The organism is Flavobacterium arabinosi (genome assembly GCF_048158725.1).
GTDB lineage: Bacteria > Bacteroidota > Bacteroidia > Flavobacteriales > Flavobacteriaceae > Flavobacterium > Flavobacterium arabinosi.
Genome location: NZ_JBLNKX010000001.1, coordinates 930,740 through 947,582 on the forward strand (window position 1 = coordinate 930,740; position 16,843 = coordinate 947,582).

Here is a 16,843-nt window from a genome sequence, read left to right on the forward strand (position 1 = left end):
CTATAATTTTTACAAAAAAAGCAATATTCCGTTAGGAGTATTGCTTTTTTGTTTAAATTCGTTTTGGAACATTACTAATACTAACCAAAAACCAAAAGAAATTTATGAATACAATAATGATTTACTTGCCAATAGTTATGGCAATTGTAGGACTTCTGTTCATGTGGGTTAAAAGAGCTTGGGTATTAAAACAAGACGCTGGAGATGGTAAAATGAAAGAGATTTCAGATTATATTTACGAAGGTGCATTAGCTTTCCTTAAAGCAGAATATAGGTTATTGGCTTTCTTTGTATTGGGAGCAAGTATCGTTTTGGCCGGAGTATCATTTGTAGTTCCTACAACACATATATTAATAGTTGTTGCTTTTGTTTTCGGAGCATTTTTCTCGGCTTTGGCTGGAAACATGGGAATGAAAATTGCAACAAAAACCAATGTTAGAACAACGCAAGCCGCCCGTACCAGTTTGCCACAAGCTTTGAAAGTTTCTTTTGGTGGTGGAACAGTAATGGGATTAGGTGTTGCCGGTTTAGCCGTTCTGGGCTTAACCTCTTTCTTTATTTTCTTTTTCCATTTTTTTATGAATGGCGTATGGACTTCTTCAGAAGACATGACCAAAGTATTAGAAACATTAGCAGGTTTCTCTCTAGGAGCGGAGTCTATCGCTTTGTTTGCCCGTGTTGGGGGTGGAATTTACACCAAAGCTGCCGATGTTGGTGCTGATTTGGTTGGTAAAGTGGAAGCCGGAATTCCAGAAGATGACCCTCGTAATCCTGCTACAATTGCTGATAATGTGGGCGATAATGTGGGTGACGTTGCCGGAATGGGTGCCGATTTATTTGGTTCTTATGTAGCGACTGTTTTGGCAGCCATGGTTCTTGGTAATTATGTTATTAAAGACATGGGCGGGAAAATCGAAGATGCTTTCGGTGGAATTGGACCTATTTTACTGCCAATGGCAATCGCCGGTTTTGGAATTTTATTTTCTATCATCGGAACGATGCTGGTAAAAATTACAGATGAAAATGCAAAAGAAAAACAAGTTCAAAAAGCATTAAACATTGGAAACTGGGTTTCTATCTTATTAACTGCTGTGGCTTGTTTCTTTTTAGTACAATATATGTTGCCTACAACAATGAAAATGGAATTTTTTGGAGAAGGAATACAAGATATCTCCTCCATGAGAGTTTTCTATGCTACTATCGTAGGATTAGTAGTTGGAGCTACAATTTCATCTGTTACAGAATATTACACGGGATTAGGGACAAAACCAGTAATGGCAATTGTACAAAAATCGAGCACTGGGGCTGGAACAAACGTAATTGCAGGTTTGGCGACCGGAATGATTTCTACTTTTCCAACGGTTTTATTATTTGCTGCTGCCATTTGGACTTCTTATGCTTTAGCAGGATTTTATGGTGTAGCTTTAGCGGCTTCAGCGATGATGGCAACAACGGCTATGCAATTAGCAATCGATGCTTTTGGACCCATATCGGATAACGCAGGTGGAATTGCTGAAATGAGTGAATTACCTAAAGAAGTTCGTACAAGAACGGATATTTTGGATTCCGTTGGAAACACAACAGCTGCAACTGGGAAAGGCTTCGCTATTGCATCCGCTGCATTGACTTCATTAGCTTTATTTGCTGCGTATGTAACTTTTACAGGAATTGACGGTATCAATATTTTCAAAGCGCCTGTTTTAGCGATGCTATTTGTGGGTGGAATGATACCTGTAGTTTTCTCGGCTTTAGCTATGAATTCTGTTGGAAAAGCAGCTATGGATATGGTGTACGAAGTGCGTCGTCAGTTCAGAGAAATTCCAGGAATTATGGAAGGAACCGGAAAACCGGAATATGCTAAATGTGTTGATATTTCTACCAAAGCAGCTTTACGCGAAATGATGTTACCGGGAATTTTAACTATTGGTTTTCCAATAGCTATTGTACTACTTGGTAAATTAGTTTACGGAGACAACAATCAATTAATTGCTGAAATGTTAGGAGGATATATGGCTGGAGTTACTGTATCTGGAGTGCTTTGGGCAGTTTTCCAAAACAATGCAGGTGGTGCTTGGGATAATGCGAAGAAATCTTTTGAAGCTGGAGTTATGATAAATGGAGAAATGACGTACAAAGGTTCAGATGCGCATAAAGCAGCAGTAACTGGAGATACAGTTGGTGATCCGTTCAAAGATACTTCTGGGCCTTCAATGAATATATTAATCAAATTGACTTGTTTGATTGGTCTTGTAATTGCACCAATTTTAGGTAACGGAAGTCATACTATTTCTGATAAAGCATCTTGTTGCGCTACTTCTGAAATGTGTGCTTCAATGTCTAAAGAGGAATGCATAGCTAAAGGCTGTACAAATAAAACCTGTGAACATATGCATGGAGCAGCAATGCCGAATCACATGATGTCTAAAGAAGTTTCCATTGAAAAAACAAGTATTGATGGAAAAGTAAAAGCAACAGTTAAAACAACTATAAACGGTAAAGTAGATATCCAGAATTTTGAAGGAACTGAAGAGGAAGTTCAGGCGAAAATCGATGCTTTGAAATAAAATAATTTATTATTTGGTAGTTTAAATGCCCTGTGGAAATAGGGCATTAGTTTTTATAACAAACAATGGATTACTAGCAAATAGTTCATTCAAATTTGTATTGGTTGTATTGGTTTTTCCTAAAGATTCAATACGTGCCCCAATCGCCCCAATCACCCCAATCGGTATCCCAATTAGAAAGTTCTATAGCTGCAACAACTAAAAAAACAATTCCTAAAGAGCCTACAACAATTGCCACATTTCCTATTGTGGTTGTTGTTCTGTCTAGAACACGTATCGTTTTTAAATCACTTTCGATCAGCGGTATTTTTTCAATTTTACGTTTAGTCTTTATATAGCCGTAATAGTTGCCGTCAATTTGTTCAATGTTAATAAGCTTGAGTTTTGCATTGTCTGTTTTAATAATTAAAATTTTTCTATTTGTAACTACTGCCTCATCTAAAGTCACAGGCGCTTTTTTATAAACAGCACAACTTTGCAGATTTAGGGCGATAACTAATAGAAAACAAACAGTTTTGTTTTTTAAGTTGGTGTGTCTCATGATTTTTAGATTTAAATTAATAATCAGAAAAACCAATTGATTAGGGTTTTAGGGTATGATAAATTTAGGGAAAAACAAATTACTTTACTACTTTACAAGTGGTAAAGTGTTGATTTATAAAGGTATGAAAATAAAAAATGCCTCGCAAATGGGAAGCATTTTTTTAATGAATTTTTGTTTTGCTCTAAAATAGTCCGTTCAACTCTGCATCGATACGGTTAAAGATGTTTCCTAAATCTTCAGGATTGTCAACAAAGTTAATATTATCAACATCAATAATTAATAATTTCCCTTTGCTATACGTATGAACCCAAGCTTCATAGCGCTCATTCAAACGGCTTAAATAATCAATTGAAATTGAGTTTTCATATTCACGTCCGCGTTTATGAATTTGCCCTACTAAATTCGGGATAGAACTTCTCAAGTAAATCAATAAATCGGGAGGTTTTACCAATGATTCCATTAATTCAAAAAGAGCAGAATAATTCTGAAAATCACGATTCGTCATTAAACCCATGGAATAAAGATTGGGAGCAAAAATATGTGCATCTTCATATATGGTCCTGTCCTGAATTATTTTTTTACCGCTTTCGCGAATTTGCATCACTTGACGAAACCGACTATTCAAGAAATAAATTTGTAAATTAAATGACCAACGCTCCATTTGATGATAGAAATCATCTAAATAAGGATTGTCGACAACATCTTCAAAATGAGGTTCCCATTTGAAGTGTTTTGCCAATAAGCGTGTCAAAGTTGTTTTTCCTGATCCAATGTTTCCTGCTACTGCTATGTGCATTACGGTATTATGATTTTATAATTTGTAATTCCTTCTGATGTAAAAATAGATAAAATTTGGTCTTTGTAGTAGAATTTTTTAAACGTTTTTTCTAAAATTTCAATTTCGAATTTTTGATTCTTTTCAATATCTTCAATAGTTAGAATTGAGTCTTTAGAAATGATAAATAGGTTGTCACTGATGATTTCTATCGAATCAAAATCGGAAATTTTTCCCTTCTTTGTTATTTTTCCAAAAATGTCACAAGAGTACCAATTATTTTTTTCGTCAATCCAATAAAAAGTATTGAAATCAGATTGATAATATTTAATGCTTTCCGGAAATGAAGTTGAAATGGTTTTGTAGTTCTTTTTTAAATAATTGTATAGTCCAATTTGCTGATTCAAACTATTGTAGACCCATAATTGATTTTGAGAAGCTATTCCGGTAGCGGTCGCAACAATTGGGATTATGTGTTCTGAAAAGTTAATTTTTTGAACTTCGTTCAGTTGATTGTCAAGTAAGATAACGGTATTGAAGTTTTCGTAGAATAAAACAATATTCAAAGGATTTTGCAAATCTACTTTTGTAATTTTTCCCAAAGAAATGTTTTTATATTCTATAGATTCGCTGTCTTTCGTTTTAGAAAAAACATTGTTTTTAATGGTGTAATAAAAACCAAATTGATCGTATCCTAAAAATAGATTGGCATCAATAGTTACGTAATTTATCTTCGAAGATTGTAGTTTTGGGTTTTGTCCGAATGCAATCGAGATTGTAGTAAAGAAGAAAAATAGGATCAGGTTTCTCATAAGTCTAGCAAATTACAAAAAAAGCGCAAAACTATTAGTTTTTGACTGTTAAGTTAAATTTTTTCTACTTGCTGTGTTTTTGGATAGGTATTATTGCTAAAATAAAAACCCAGCTCAATTGAGCCGGGTCTTAAGTATAAATAGAATTGAAATTCTTACAATCCAAATGCTGTTTTAACTTGGGCAACAAAGTCTAATTTTTCCCAAGTAAACAATTCAACAGTAACCGTTTTTTCGTTTCCACCTGGAGCTGAGAAAGTTTTAGTAACCGTTTCTGGAGTACGTCCCATGTGTCCATAAGCAGCAGTTTCGCTGTAAATAGGATTTCTTAATTTCAAACGTTGCTCGATAAAGTAAGGACGCATGTCGAAAATAGCTTCTACTTTCTTTGCAATTTCACCATTGGTTAAATTTACTTTTGATGTTCCGTACGTATCGATAAAAATACCCATTGGTTTTGCAACACCAATTGCATAAGAAACCTGTACTAAAATCTCGTCAGCAACACCTGCCGCAACTAAGTTTTTAGCAATATGACGGGTTGCATAAGCTGCACTTCTGTCCACTTTACTTGGATCTTTCCCAGAGAATGCGCCACCACCGTGAGCGCCTTTTCCACCGTAAGTATCCACAATAATTTTTCTTCCTGTAAGTCCAGTATCACCGTGAGGTCCTCCAATTACGAATTTTCCTGTTGGGTTAATATGGTATTTGATTGTGTCGTTGAATAAATGAGCATGCGCAGGATTTTTAGCAATAATCCTTGGAATCAATATTTCAACGATGTCTTTTTTGATTTTTGCTAACATTATAGCTTCTTCGTCAAAATCATCGTGTTGTGTCGAGATTACAATAGCATCAATACGAGTTGGCTTGTTGTCATCGCTATATTCTAAAGTTACTTGAGATTTTGCATCAGGACGCAAATAAGTAATTTCGTTATTTTCACGTCTTAAAATGGCTAATTCTTGCAATAATTTATGTGATAAATCAAGAGCCAAAGGCATGTAATTATCAGTTTCATTAGTAGCATAACCAAACATCATTCCTTGGTCACCAGCACCTTGTTCTTCAGGATTTTTTCTGTCAACCCCTTGATTGATGTCAGCAGATTGTTCATGAATGGCAGAAAGGATTCCACAAGAATTGGCTTCAAACATGTATTCGCTTTTAGTGTAACCAATTTTTCTGATTACGTCACGAGCGATTTGTTGTACGTCTAAATAAGTGTTTGATTTTACTTCACCAGCCAAAATTACTTGACCAGTAGTTACTAAAGTTTCGCAAGCTACTTTTGAGTCAGCATCAAATGCCAAAAAATTATCGATTAACGCATCCGAAATTTGATCTGCAATTTTGTCTGGATGTCCTTCGCTTACAGATTCTGACGTAAATAAATAGGCCATAATAATTATTAGTTTAAAATTAAGCGAGAAAAAATAATTGCTGAAAAGGACTAAAGAAGAGTTTCTGCTTTAGCATTTTTTCTACTGAAAAATTCTCAGTATCCATAATGAATTCGTTTCATTATGAAGAGGTTGCAATCAGTTCAAATTTTTCCTCTTGTATTCGGGTGCAAATGTATGAAACCATTTTGAATTGCAAATTAATCTTTTGTTTTTTTTAATTTAAATTGAAGTATTTTAAAATATTCGACTAATTCTATAGAGTTTATAAAATAAATTGTTTTTTGTTTGGTGTATTCAAAAATAATTTGCAATTTTGCTTAATCAAATAAGAGAAAAAATGAAATTAGTTACTATCAATATGTGTTGCATGATGCCGGAATCTTCCCGCAGCGTTCATTTTGTATAGTTTTATAATTTTAAAAATATATAATTAAGACCACTGCTAACCGCAGCGGTTTTTTTATTTTGGAGAAGAAATAAAAAGAAAGCGGAATTCAATTTTGTCAAACTAAAAACAAGCTGAAATAAGATCAGCATACATACAATGATTAAAACAGGAGTAAATAAAATGATAGTGTGTTGTATGATGCGTATGTGCATCCCAATTTGCTATTGCCAAAAGTGAAAGATATAATCTTTGTTATAGTTCCAACTATAAGTCCTTTTGGTAAGCCATCCAAAGGGACTTTTTTTTGTCGTAATACGAAAACATTAAAATAAATTATAAAAACAATAAGTATCACAATCTAAAATTAATACAAAATAAATAATTACTAATTATAAAATCTAAACATCATGAGCACACAAAAATTTGCAACAAACGCATTACACGCAGGACACGACGTAACAAAAAACGCAGGAACTAGAGCTGTTCCTATTTATCAAACCAGTTCTTATGTTTTCAATAACTCGGAACATGCCGCCAATCTTTTTAGTCTTGCGGAACCCGGATTTATCTATACCAGATTGAATAATCCAACAAATGACATTTTGGAACAACGGTTAGCAACTTTAGAAGGCGGGATAGGAGCAGTGGTTACGGCATCTGGAACTGCCGCAATTGCGACAACATTATTGGTATTGCTAAAAGCCGGAGATCATATCGTGGCTTCAAACAGTTTATATGGCGGAACGTATAATTTATTAAAAGTTACGTTGCCAAGATTAGGTATCACTACCACATTCATAGATCCATCCGATCCGTCTAATTTTAAAAAGGCTGTCAAGGAAAATACCAGAGCATTTTTTGTGGAATCTTTGGGGAATCCCAAATTAGACGTATTGGATTTGAAAGCTATTTCGGCGGAAGCCAAAGCATTCAAAGTGCCTTTTATTGTGGATAATACGGTTGCGTCTCCGTATTTACTGAATCCAATTCAATACGGAGCTGATATTGTTATTCACTCTTTGACGAAATACATAACGGGTAACGGAACTTCTCTGGGTGGTGTTATTATTGATGCCGGAAATTTTGACTGGACAAATGGTAAATTCCCGGAATTTACAGAACCATCTGCGGGTTATCACGGATTAGTGTATCACGAAGCACTTGGAAATGCCGCTTTCATTGCTAAAGTTAGAATAGAAGGGTTGCGTGATTATGGTGCTGCTTTGAGTCCGTTCAATGCGTTCCAAATTATTCAGGGATTAGAAACATTGCCTATTCGGGTTCAGAGACACAGTGATAATGCTTTGGCTTTGGCCCAATGGTTGGAAATTCAGCAAGAAGTAGCTTGGGTAAATTATCCGGGATTAAAATCGAATAAATACTATGCTTTAGGTCAGGAATATTTGCCAAAAGGGCAAAGTGGAGTAGTCACTTTTGGATTAAAAGGAGGATTTGAAGCTGCCAAAAAAGTTGCCGATGGAACTAAAATATTCTCTCTTCTGGCGAATATTGGCGATACAAAATCACTGATTATCCATCCTGCAAGTACCACACACCAGCAATTGTCTGACGAGGAACAAATTGCAACAGGAGTTTCTAAAGATTTAATCCGACTTTCTGTTGGTTTAGAAGATATAGAAGATTTGAAAGGGGATTTGAAAGCCGTTTTCGAAAGTATAAAAAAATCTCAATTGGCATAAAAATTTGTTTTTGGTAGTTAAACTGTCTTCGGCTATTGGTCAGGCCAAAGGCAGTTTTTCTTAAAATAGAAATGTGTAGCAATAATTAGCCACTATCAAAATCAAATTTTAATCAATTCAATCTTAAAATTATTTAAAATGAAAAATATAGAAAAAATAGATCTCTTTAATTTTGATTTAGAAATAGGGAAGCAGAAGCCATACATTTCTTTATCATATCAAGTTTTTGGTCAGCCTATTGGCAGTTATCCAATTATTGTAGTGAATCATTCCTTAACCGGAAATTCAAATGTTAGTGGTAAAAATAGTTGGTGGAATGGTATAATAGGGGAAAATAGGGCCATTGACACTAATTATTTTACGGTTATCGCTTTCAATATTCCTGGAAATGGATATGATGATGTCATTGGAAATCTTATCGATAATTACCGTGATTTCACCGTTCGGGATATTGCTCGGATTTTCTGGGAAGGATTGTCTTTTTTGAAAATAGAAAAACTTTTTGCTGTTATTGGCGGAAGTCTGGGAGGGGCAATTGCATGGGAAATGGCAGTTTTACAACCTGATAAAATTGAAAATCTAATTCCTATTGCTACAGATTGGAAAGCTACGGACTGGGTAATTGCTAATGTTTTGATTCAAGATCAAATTCTGAATCACTCTGATGATCCCATTGTTGACGCTCGGTTGCATGCTACATTATTGTATAGAACCCCAGAATATGTAAATCAAAGATTTCAAAGAAATAAACTTGACAGCTCCTCCATTCTCCAAATCGAAAATTGGTTGCTCGATCATGGGTTAAAATTAAAAGACCGATATCGATTAGCAGCCTATAAATTGATGAATCATTTGCTGAAAACGAATGATATTACCCGCAATAGAAAAGATTTTTTGGCCGTAGCCAATACTATTCAAGCGAATATTCATCTCGTAGCAATTGATTCGGATTACTTGTTTATTGTTGATGAAAGCCGCAAAACCTATTTTGGATTGAAAAATATAAAGCAAAATGTTTTTTATCACCAAATCCAATCGATTCATGGGCATGATGCTTTTTTAATTGAATTCAATCAGTTGTCAGATATTTTAAATCCCATTTTGAACAATCACAAACAACCAAATTATGTCAACGCTTAGAATAAACGTCGTACTTTTTGGAATAGGAAATATAGGAGGTGCATTAATACAGCAAGTCTTGGAAAGCCAGCAATTTTTTCTTGAAAAGAAGAATATCGAATTGCGTTTTCCAATAATAACCAATTCCAGTTTAGCTTTTTTCGAAAAAGAAGGCTTGAAAAATACTTGGGAAGCTAATTTTGCGCAATCGGCGATTCCTTTCCGAGTGGAAGATATTATCGAGTATACAGAAAACCAAGGATTGGAAAATTTAATCGCTATTGATGCCACTGCCAGTCCAGAATTGGTCAAATCTTATATTTCATTAATACAAAACGGATTTCATATTGTATCGGCTAATAAAATTGCCAATACTTTGCATCATGATTTTTACAAAGAAATCCGCAGAAACTTAAAGAAATTCGATAGAAGCTATTTGTACGAAACAAGTGTGGGTGTAGGTTTGCCAGTTATCAATACCATTAGGGACTTGCATTTTTCAGGTGAAAAAATCACGAAAATACGGGGCGTTTTTTCCAGTTCATTAAGTTACATTTTCAATAGATTCGGAAATGAAAAGCTTCCTTTTTCGAAAGTTCTTCAAGACGCTGAAAAACTAGGCTATACTAATACTGATTCTCGGGACGACTTATCCGGAAATGATGTCGCCGAAAAATTATTGGTTTTAGCCAGAGAAATTGAAATGCAAGTTGAGATTACAGAGGTAAAAATCACGTCTTTATTGCTGCCAAATCTAAATAAAAAACATACGAAATCAGAATACGCTACTCGTAAAGATTTATTTGATGCGCCTTATAAAATTGCAAAACTGACTCAAAAAGAGCATCATGTTTTAAGATACATTGGAGAGATAGATGTTGAAAGTAATACTCTCGAAGTTAAATTAGTTTCTGAGCCAATTAATTCAGCTCTAGGTCAACTAAAAGGGACTGATAATTTAATTGAAATTTATACAAAATCTAACGGTGGGAATCCAATCATAATTCAGGGTGGAGGCACAGGAAAGCAAATTGTTGCTCGTGGTGTACTCAATGATATTTTGAAAATTTCAGATCGAATGCAACAATTGGATCAAACGAAATATAAAGAAAGAGTTTGGTTGTAATCACGATTGTAATTGCGGTTAATTTTTTTTTAAATTTTATTTGGAAAATTCAAAAACAATTAGCATATTTGCTACAAGAAAAAAAACAAAGATGAAATTTAATGTGTGCAATATGTCAAAAGCCATTCAGGAGAAATCCTGCGGGTCGCTTGTTGCTTAAATTTAAATTAAAAATTTATATAGCAAAAGCCTCCCGGATAACGGGAGGCTTTTTTTTTGAAATGCATCGGTCGTAATTTTTTAAACATAAAAAAAAGCAAGAATAAAATGAATACGCTAAATCAACAGAAAACAATTAATTCGAAGGTCAAAAACATGATTTGTGCCAATGCCATTATGTGTATTCACGTCTGTTGATTCCAAAAGTATAAGTTTATAACACAACTTAAAACCCTTTTGGATATGTATCCAAAAGGGTTTTTTCATTTATTCTGAATTTGTTTCAGAATCTATAATTAATCAAAAGAAAAAAATAATAGCTAATATCTTAAAATTATGAGAACATTAAAATATTTCCCAAGAACCTTTCGGTTGCTAAAAAACTTTAGTTTCAGGAACAAAACAGAAAACAGTAGCGATTCAAAAAATGAATTGATCCATCCAAGATTTGAAATATCAAAAAATGATCCTTCAGCGCAAAAAATGGTGCCAAATTCTTTACTTTTTCTAATGTATTCAAAAGAAAATGAAGAACTTTTTATTTAAAAAATCAAATTTCAATAGCGGTTTTTGATTTCTTGAGACTGTTACTCAGAGTTGTTCTTTCGGCGAAGTAGAAAATCTATATAATGGTATTCTTTATTCGTCGAAAAGACAATTTTTAGTTGGTTTTTTAGATTGTTTTTCAATAAAACAATTAGAATCAATTCGCATAAAAATTTGGTTGTTTGAAAAAATAGTGGTTAATTTGTGCCTTTAAGTTCAAAAACGTATTGAAATGTTATAAAGAAAGGCAGAGGGATTAGACCCGATGAAGCCTTAGCAACCCTTCGGTAAATCGAAGAAGGTGCTGCATTCTACCTTTGTTCTGAATTTTTTTTCAGAAGCTAAAGGAAAGATAACACAAAGAATTCTTCTAGTTTACTTCTAGCTTTCTTTCTAATATTTCCAGACACAAATCAAAAAATCATAAAAGATTTGAAAATTGGAAAATAAACCAACACCTATTACATTACAAAATTTCACCACCGAAAGTGGGGCTTTTTATGCTACCTTAAACTTAAGTTTTCAAGTTTTTGGTCCAGCGTTACATACCGCTCCAATCGTTTTGGTAAATCATGCATTGACTGGAAATTCCCAAGTTGTGGGAGAGAACGGTTGGTGGAATGATTTAATTGGCGAAAACAAAACCATAGATACAAATAAATACACGATACTGGCTTTTAATGTTCCCGGAAATGGTTTTGATGATACCATCATTGAAAATTATTTGGATTTTAACACCAGAGATATTGCCAAAATTTTTATTGAAGGCATTCATTTTCTTAAAATCAAACAACTGTATGCTATTATTGGTGGATCAGTAGGTGGAGGAATTGCATGGGAAATTGCAGCTTTGGAACCAAAAATCACACAACATTTAATTCCTATTGCAACCGATTGGAAATCGACAGATTGGTTGATTGCTAATTGCTTTTTGCAAGAGCAAATTCTCAATAATTCTTCGAAGCCCATTGAAGATGCTCGGATTCATGCAATGCTTTGCTATAGAACTCCGGAATCGTTCAAGTCAAAATTTCAGAGAACCACTAATGAGGAGTTAGCTATTTTTAATATAGAAAGCTGGTTGTGTCATCACGGTGAAAAACTTCAGAAGCGTTTTCAACTTTCCTCCTATAGATTGATGAATCAATTGCTTAAAACAATAGATATTACCCGAAATAGCGATTCGTTTGAAGAAATAGCTTCCAAAATTGAAGCTGACATTCATATTATCGGAATCGATTCAGACTTGTTTTTTACGGTAAGTGAAAATAAAGCGACTTATAAGGAATTAAAAAAATATAAAAATAATGTAACCTATCAAGAAATTGTTTCCATTCACGGACATGATGCTTTTTTGATAGAATACAAACAATTAGACAATTTGCTTGCTTCCATTTTTTAGGGGCGACACCATATAAAAACATACACAATGAAAATATTAAAATTTGGAGGTAAATCTTTATCGAATGGCGAGGGAATAAACAAAGTAGTCGCTATTATTACTGATAAAGTAAATCAAGGAGAAAAAATTGCCATAGTAGTTTCGGCAAGAGGAAATGCTACAGATGAATTGGAAGAAATTTTAGGAGTTGCCTCTAAAAATGGTAATTATAAAGTACTATTTGAAGATTTCAAAAAATACCAGCAAGACGATTACCAAGAAGTTGATTTATCGGAAGAATTTAATGTCCTTGAAAAACTTTTTGAAGGTGTAAGTTTAATTGGGGATTACAGTAATAAAATTAAAGATCAAGTGCTTTCTAAAGGGGAATTGCTTTCTGCAAAATTACTGACGGCTATTTTAATTAAAAATGGAGTAAATGCGCGTTTTGCAGATACAAGAGAATTAATTAAAACGGATTCAAAATTTGGAGACGCACAACCTTTGGAACAACTTTCTAAGAAAAACGTAATCAATTATTTCAAACAAAATAACGGAACAACCGTAAATGTAGTTACTGGTTTTATTGGTTCAAATAGTAAAAACGACACGACTACTTTAGGAAGAAACGGCAGTAATTATACCGCTTCATTGATCGCTAATTATATAGATGCCGAAGAACTGCAGAATTACACGCATGTTGACGGAATTTATACAGCCAACCCGGATTTAGTTCCTGATGCTAAAAAAATAGATCATTTGACTTTTAACGAAGCGAATGAGTTGGCTAATTTTGGAGCAACGATTCTTCATGCTAAAACGATTATTCCTTTATTGGAAAAAAACATTCCGCTTCGTATTTTAAATACATTCAACCACGAAAATAAAGGAACATTAATCACTTCAAATTCAAATGCTGCTGGAATTAAAACACTTTCGGTACTTGAAAATGTGTCGTTGGTAAATCTGGAAGGAAGGGGATTGCTAGGAAAAACTGGAGTTGATGCCCGTATTTTTAGAGTGATGGGTGATAATGATATCAGCGTAAGTATTATTTCTCAAGGTTCTTCAGAAAGAGGAATTGGATTGGTTGTTGATGCCGATAAAGCGACGAAAGCAATGATTGAATTAGAGAAAGAATTCGAAAATGATTTCTACTCGAAAGATGTGAATAAAATCACGGTAACCGATAATGTTTCGGTGATTTCTATCATTGGTCAGGATTTGAGTACGTTCCACAAGCCTTACACGGCATTGATAAAAAATAAAATTGTTCCTATACTTTTCAATAACACAGTTACGGGTAAAAACGTGAGTTTAGTGGTTAAAAAATCGCAACTTCACAAAGCATTAAATGTGATTCACGGGGAGATTTTTGGAGTTTCCAAGAAAATTAATATTGCAATTTTTGGACATGGATTAGTAGGCGGAACTTTGATTAACCAAATACTGGAATCAGCTGCAGCTATTGAGAAAAGAAAAGATATAAAACTAAATGTTTTTGCAATTGCAAATTCTAAAAATGTGCTTTTAAATAAAAACAGTGTCACTCCAAATTGGAAAAATGAAATCCAGAATAATGGGTTTTCGTATACAATTGATGATGTTATCGCTTACGCAAATGAGCATCACTTAGAGAATTTAATTGCTATTGATAACACGGCAAGTGCTGCATTTGTAGAAAATTATATTCCTTTGATAGAGAATGGTTTCGATTTGATTTCTTCTAATAAAGTGGCGAATACGTTAAGCTACAGCTTTTATAAAAAATTACGAAAAGTATTAGCGGACAACCAAAAGAGTTATTTGTATGAAACCAATGTAGGAGCGGGATTGCCACTGATTGATACGATAAAACTATTGCACCTTTCAGGCGAAAATATCACAAAAATAAAAGGCGTTTTTTCGGGTACATTGAGTTACTTGTTCAATAATTTTTCTGCAAAAGATGCTCCTTTTAGCGAAATATTGAGAGAAGCGATTGATAATGGATATACTGAACCAGACCCAAGAGAAGATTTGTGTGGGAATGATGTTGGTAGAAAATTATTAATTTTGGCAAGAGAGTTAGATTTGCAAAATGAATTTGAAGAAATCAATATTCAGAATTTAATTCCAGAGCATTTACGTGAAGGTGATGTTTCTGATTTTCTAAATAAATTAAAGGAGTTTGATCCTATTTATGATAAAATTAAAGCGGAACAAAAACCAAATCACGTGTTGCGATACATAGGCGAATTATCAGGAGATTTGCAAAACGACAAAGGAAATCTAGAAGTGAAATTAGTTTCGGTACCTTCAGATACTGCTTTAGGGGGATTAAAAGGTTCTGACTCTTTCTTCGAAATTTACACAGAATCGTATGGTGACAGACCCATTGTAATTCAAGGTGCAGGAGCTGGATCGGCCGTGACGGCGAGAGGGGTTTTTGGAGATATTTTGAGATTGTCGGATAAAGGATAATGATTTAAGATAGCAGATTAACGATTTTTGATTTAAGATATAAAAAAAGAAAAGATGAAAATAACATTAGACAGAGTAAACGATAACTTTCACTTTGAATTAAAAAACGAACGTGGACATATTGTTAATGTAGATAGCCGTCCGGAATTTGGAGGAGATAATATGGGTGCAAGTCCAATGGAATTAGTATTGATGGGTGTTGCAGGTTGTAGCGCGATTGATATGATTTCGATACTTAAAAAGCAAAGACAAGAAATTACCTCTTTCAAAGCTGAGGTTGAAGGCGAACGCATTCAAGTTGGCGAAGCAAAACCTTTCAAAGAAATTGATGTTGTTTTCTTTTTGGAAGGAACTATTAATGAAGAAAAAGCAGCAAGAGCGGCACAGCTTTCTTTTGAAAAATACTGTTCGGTTGCTAAAACGGTTGAACCAACTGCCACAATAAAATATAAAGTGGTTTTGAACGGAGTACAATTAGATAGTTAGATTCCTGCAAAAATTAAATAGAACGCTGATACAGATTAGACAATTCCACACGGATTGTTTAGTTTGTGAAATTTAAAAACAATATGAATTTGTGCAAATTCGTGCAATTCGTGTTAAAAATTAAAAAAAATGAACGAACAAGAATTTGGTTTTGAAACCCAAGCGATACGCACCCATTTAGAAAGATCTCAATATCAGGAGCATTCTACACCTTTGTATTTGTCCTCCAGTTTTGTATTTGACGATGCCGAAGATATGAGAGCTTCTTTTACGGAAGAAAAAGAGCGTAATATTTACAGCCGTTTTAGCAACCCCAATACTACAGAATTTGTAGACAAGGTTTGCAAAATGGAAGGAGCCGATGCGGGTTATGCTTTCGCTACAGGAATGGCAGCAATCTATTCTACGTTTGCAGCTTTGTTGAGTTCAGGCGATCATATAGTTTCTGCGAGTAGTGTTTTTGGTTCGACTCACGCTTTGTTTATGACTTATTTTCCAAAGTGGAATATTGAAACTTCGTATTTTGATATTAATCAGCCGGAAACTATCGAGAGTTTTATCAAACCGAATACAAAAATATTGTATGCGGAAACGCCAACCAATCCTGGTGTAGATGTAATTGATTTGCAATTGTTGGGTGATATTGCCAAAAAACACAATTTGATTTTGATCATCGACAACTGCTTTGCAACTCCATACATTCAGCAACCGATTAAATACGGAGCACATTTAGTGGTTCATTCGGCTACCAAATTGATGGACGGACAAGGACGTGTTTTAGGAGGAGTTACTGTTGGAGACGCTGCATTGATTCGTCAAATTTATTTGTTTTCCAGAAATACAGGGCCCGCTTTATCGCCGTTTAATGCTTGGGTATTGTCCAAAAGTTTAGAGACTTTGGTAATTCGTGTGGAAAGACATTGCGAAAATGCTTTGAAAGTGGCCGAGTTTTTAGAAAGCCATCCGAATGTGAATAGTGTGAAATATCCATTCTTGAAATCGCATCCAAAATATGAAATCGCTAAAAAACAGATGCTTTTAGGAGGTAATATTATTGCTTTTGAAATCAAAGGAGGTATTGAAGCTGGTCGAGCATTTTTAGACAAAATTCAGTTGTGTTCCCTTTCGGCGAATATTGGAGATGCCAAAACTATTGTAACGCATCCAGCTTCAACAACGCATAGTAAATTATCGGTTGAGGAAAAATTGGCGGTAGGAATTACTGAAGGTTTGGTACGTGTTTCGGTAGGATTGGAAACTGTGAAAGATGTAATTGCTGATTTGGAGCAAGCGCTTTCGTAAGGATATTAGATTTTAGAATGATGATTAATGATTGTTATAGATTGTTATAGATTGCAGATTTGTAATCCA

13 protein-coding genes and 1 riboswitch are annotated in these 16,843 nt (G+C 34.2%); of the genes, 9 read left to right on the forward strand and 4 right to left on the reverse strand.

The annotated features are described in order from the left end of the window. The first annotated feature begins 104 nt into the window (after window positions 1-104). Complete coding sequence (locus ACM55K_RS03835; protein ID WP_416848910.1) at window positions 105-2,564, forward strand: sodium-translocating pyrophosphatase; 2,460 nt, start codon at window positions 105-107, stop codon at window positions 2,562-2,564. Between the two features lie 127 nt (window positions 2,565-2,691). Here the strand turns inward: ACM55K_RS03835 and ACM55K_RS03840 are convergent, their stop codons facing one another. The 4 genes from ACM55K_RS03840 to metK form a co-directional block, all read right to left on the reverse strand. Beyond that, on the reverse strand, window positions 2,692-3,105 hold the full coding sequence (locus ACM55K_RS03840; protein ID WP_416848911.1) for a hypothetical protein: 414 nt from the start codon (window positions 3,103-3,105) through the stop codon (window positions 2,692-2,694). Window positions 3,106-3,289: 184 nt separating this feature from the next. Continuing rightward, complete coding sequence (locus tag ACM55K_RS03845) at window positions 3,290-3,904, reverse strand: deoxynucleoside kinase (protein ID WP_416848912.1); 615 nt, start codon at window positions 3,902-3,904, stop codon at window positions 3,290-3,292. Then, a complete protein-coding gene (locus ACM55K_RS03850) occupies window positions 3,904-4,695 on the reverse strand; it encodes a hypothetical protein (RefSeq protein ID WP_416848913.1) in 792 nt (263 codons plus the stop codon). Before ACM55K_RS03850 ends, ACM55K_RS03845 begins: the two co-directional genes overlap by 1 nt. A gap of 155 nt (window positions 4,696-4,850) precedes the next feature. Next, complete coding sequence (gene metK, locus ACM55K_RS03855) at window positions 4,851-6,101, reverse strand: methionine adenosyltransferase (RefSeq protein ID WP_416848914.1); 1,251 nt, start codon at window positions 6,099-6,101, stop codon at window positions 4,851-4,853. 798 nt (window positions 6,102-6,899) lie between these two features. Between metK and ACM55K_RS03860 the strand changes: the two genes are divergently transcribed. The 8 genes from ACM55K_RS03860 to ACM55K_RS03895 all read left to right on the forward strand — a co-directional run bounded on the left by ACM55K_RS03860 (window position 6,900) and on the right by ACM55K_RS03895 (window position 16,774). Next, window positions 6,900-8,192: an O-acetylhomoserine aminocarboxypropyltransferase/cysteine synthase family protein gene (locus tag ACM55K_RS03860; protein ID WP_416848915.1), complete on the forward strand. Its 1,293-nt coding sequence runs from the start codon at window positions 6,900-6,902 to the stop codon at window positions 8,190-8,192. Between the two features lie 138 nt (window positions 8,193-8,330). After that, on the forward strand, window positions 8,331-9,332 hold the full coding sequence (locus ACM55K_RS03865) for an alpha/beta fold hydrolase (RefSeq protein WP_416848916.1): 1,002 nt from the start codon (window positions 8,331-8,333) through the stop codon (window positions 9,330-9,332). Further along, window positions 9,319-10,437, forward strand: a complete 1,119-nt coding sequence (locus ACM55K_RS03870; protein ID WP_416848917.1) for a homoserine dehydrogenase family protein — start codon at window positions 9,319-9,321, stop codon at window positions 10,435-10,437. The genes ACM55K_RS03865 and ACM55K_RS03870 overlap by 14 nt, the downstream gene beginning before the upstream one ends. Window positions 10,438-10,932: 495 nt before the next feature. Continuing rightward, window positions 10,933-11,142, forward strand: a complete 210-nt coding sequence (locus ACM55K_RS03875) for a hypothetical protein (RefSeq protein WP_416848918.1) — start codon at window positions 10,933-10,935, stop codon at window positions 11,140-11,142. Between the two features lie 232 nt (window positions 11,143-11,374). Next, window positions 11,375-11,501, forward strand: a riboswitch (SAM riboswitch). 80 nt (window positions 11,502-11,581) lie between these two features. Further along, window positions 11,582-12,544 (forward strand): alpha/beta fold hydrolase, encoded by a 963-nt coding sequence (locus ACM55K_RS03880; RefSeq protein WP_416848919.1) that lies wholly within the window; start codon window positions 11,582-11,584, stop codon window positions 12,542-12,544. Between the two features lie 27 nt (window positions 12,545-12,571). Then, window positions 12,572-14,986 (forward strand): bifunctional aspartate kinase/homoserine dehydrogenase I, encoded by a 2,415-nt coding sequence (gene thrA / locus ACM55K_RS03885; RefSeq protein WP_416848920.1) that lies wholly within the window; start codon window positions 12,572-12,574, stop codon window positions 14,984-14,986. A gap of 54 nt (window positions 14,987-15,040) precedes the next feature. After that, window positions 15,041-15,472, forward strand: coding sequence for an OsmC family protein (locus ACM55K_RS03890; RefSeq protein WP_416848921.1), 432 nt, complete (start codon window positions 15,041-15,043; stop codon window positions 15,470-15,472). Window positions 15,473-15,601: 129 nt separating this feature from the next. Beyond that, window positions 15,602-16,774, forward strand: coding sequence for a trans-sulfuration enzyme family protein (locus tag ACM55K_RS03895; protein ID WP_416848922.1), 1,173 nt, complete (start codon window positions 15,602-15,604; stop codon window positions 16,772-16,774). Window positions 16,775-16,843: the final 69 nt, after the last annotated feature.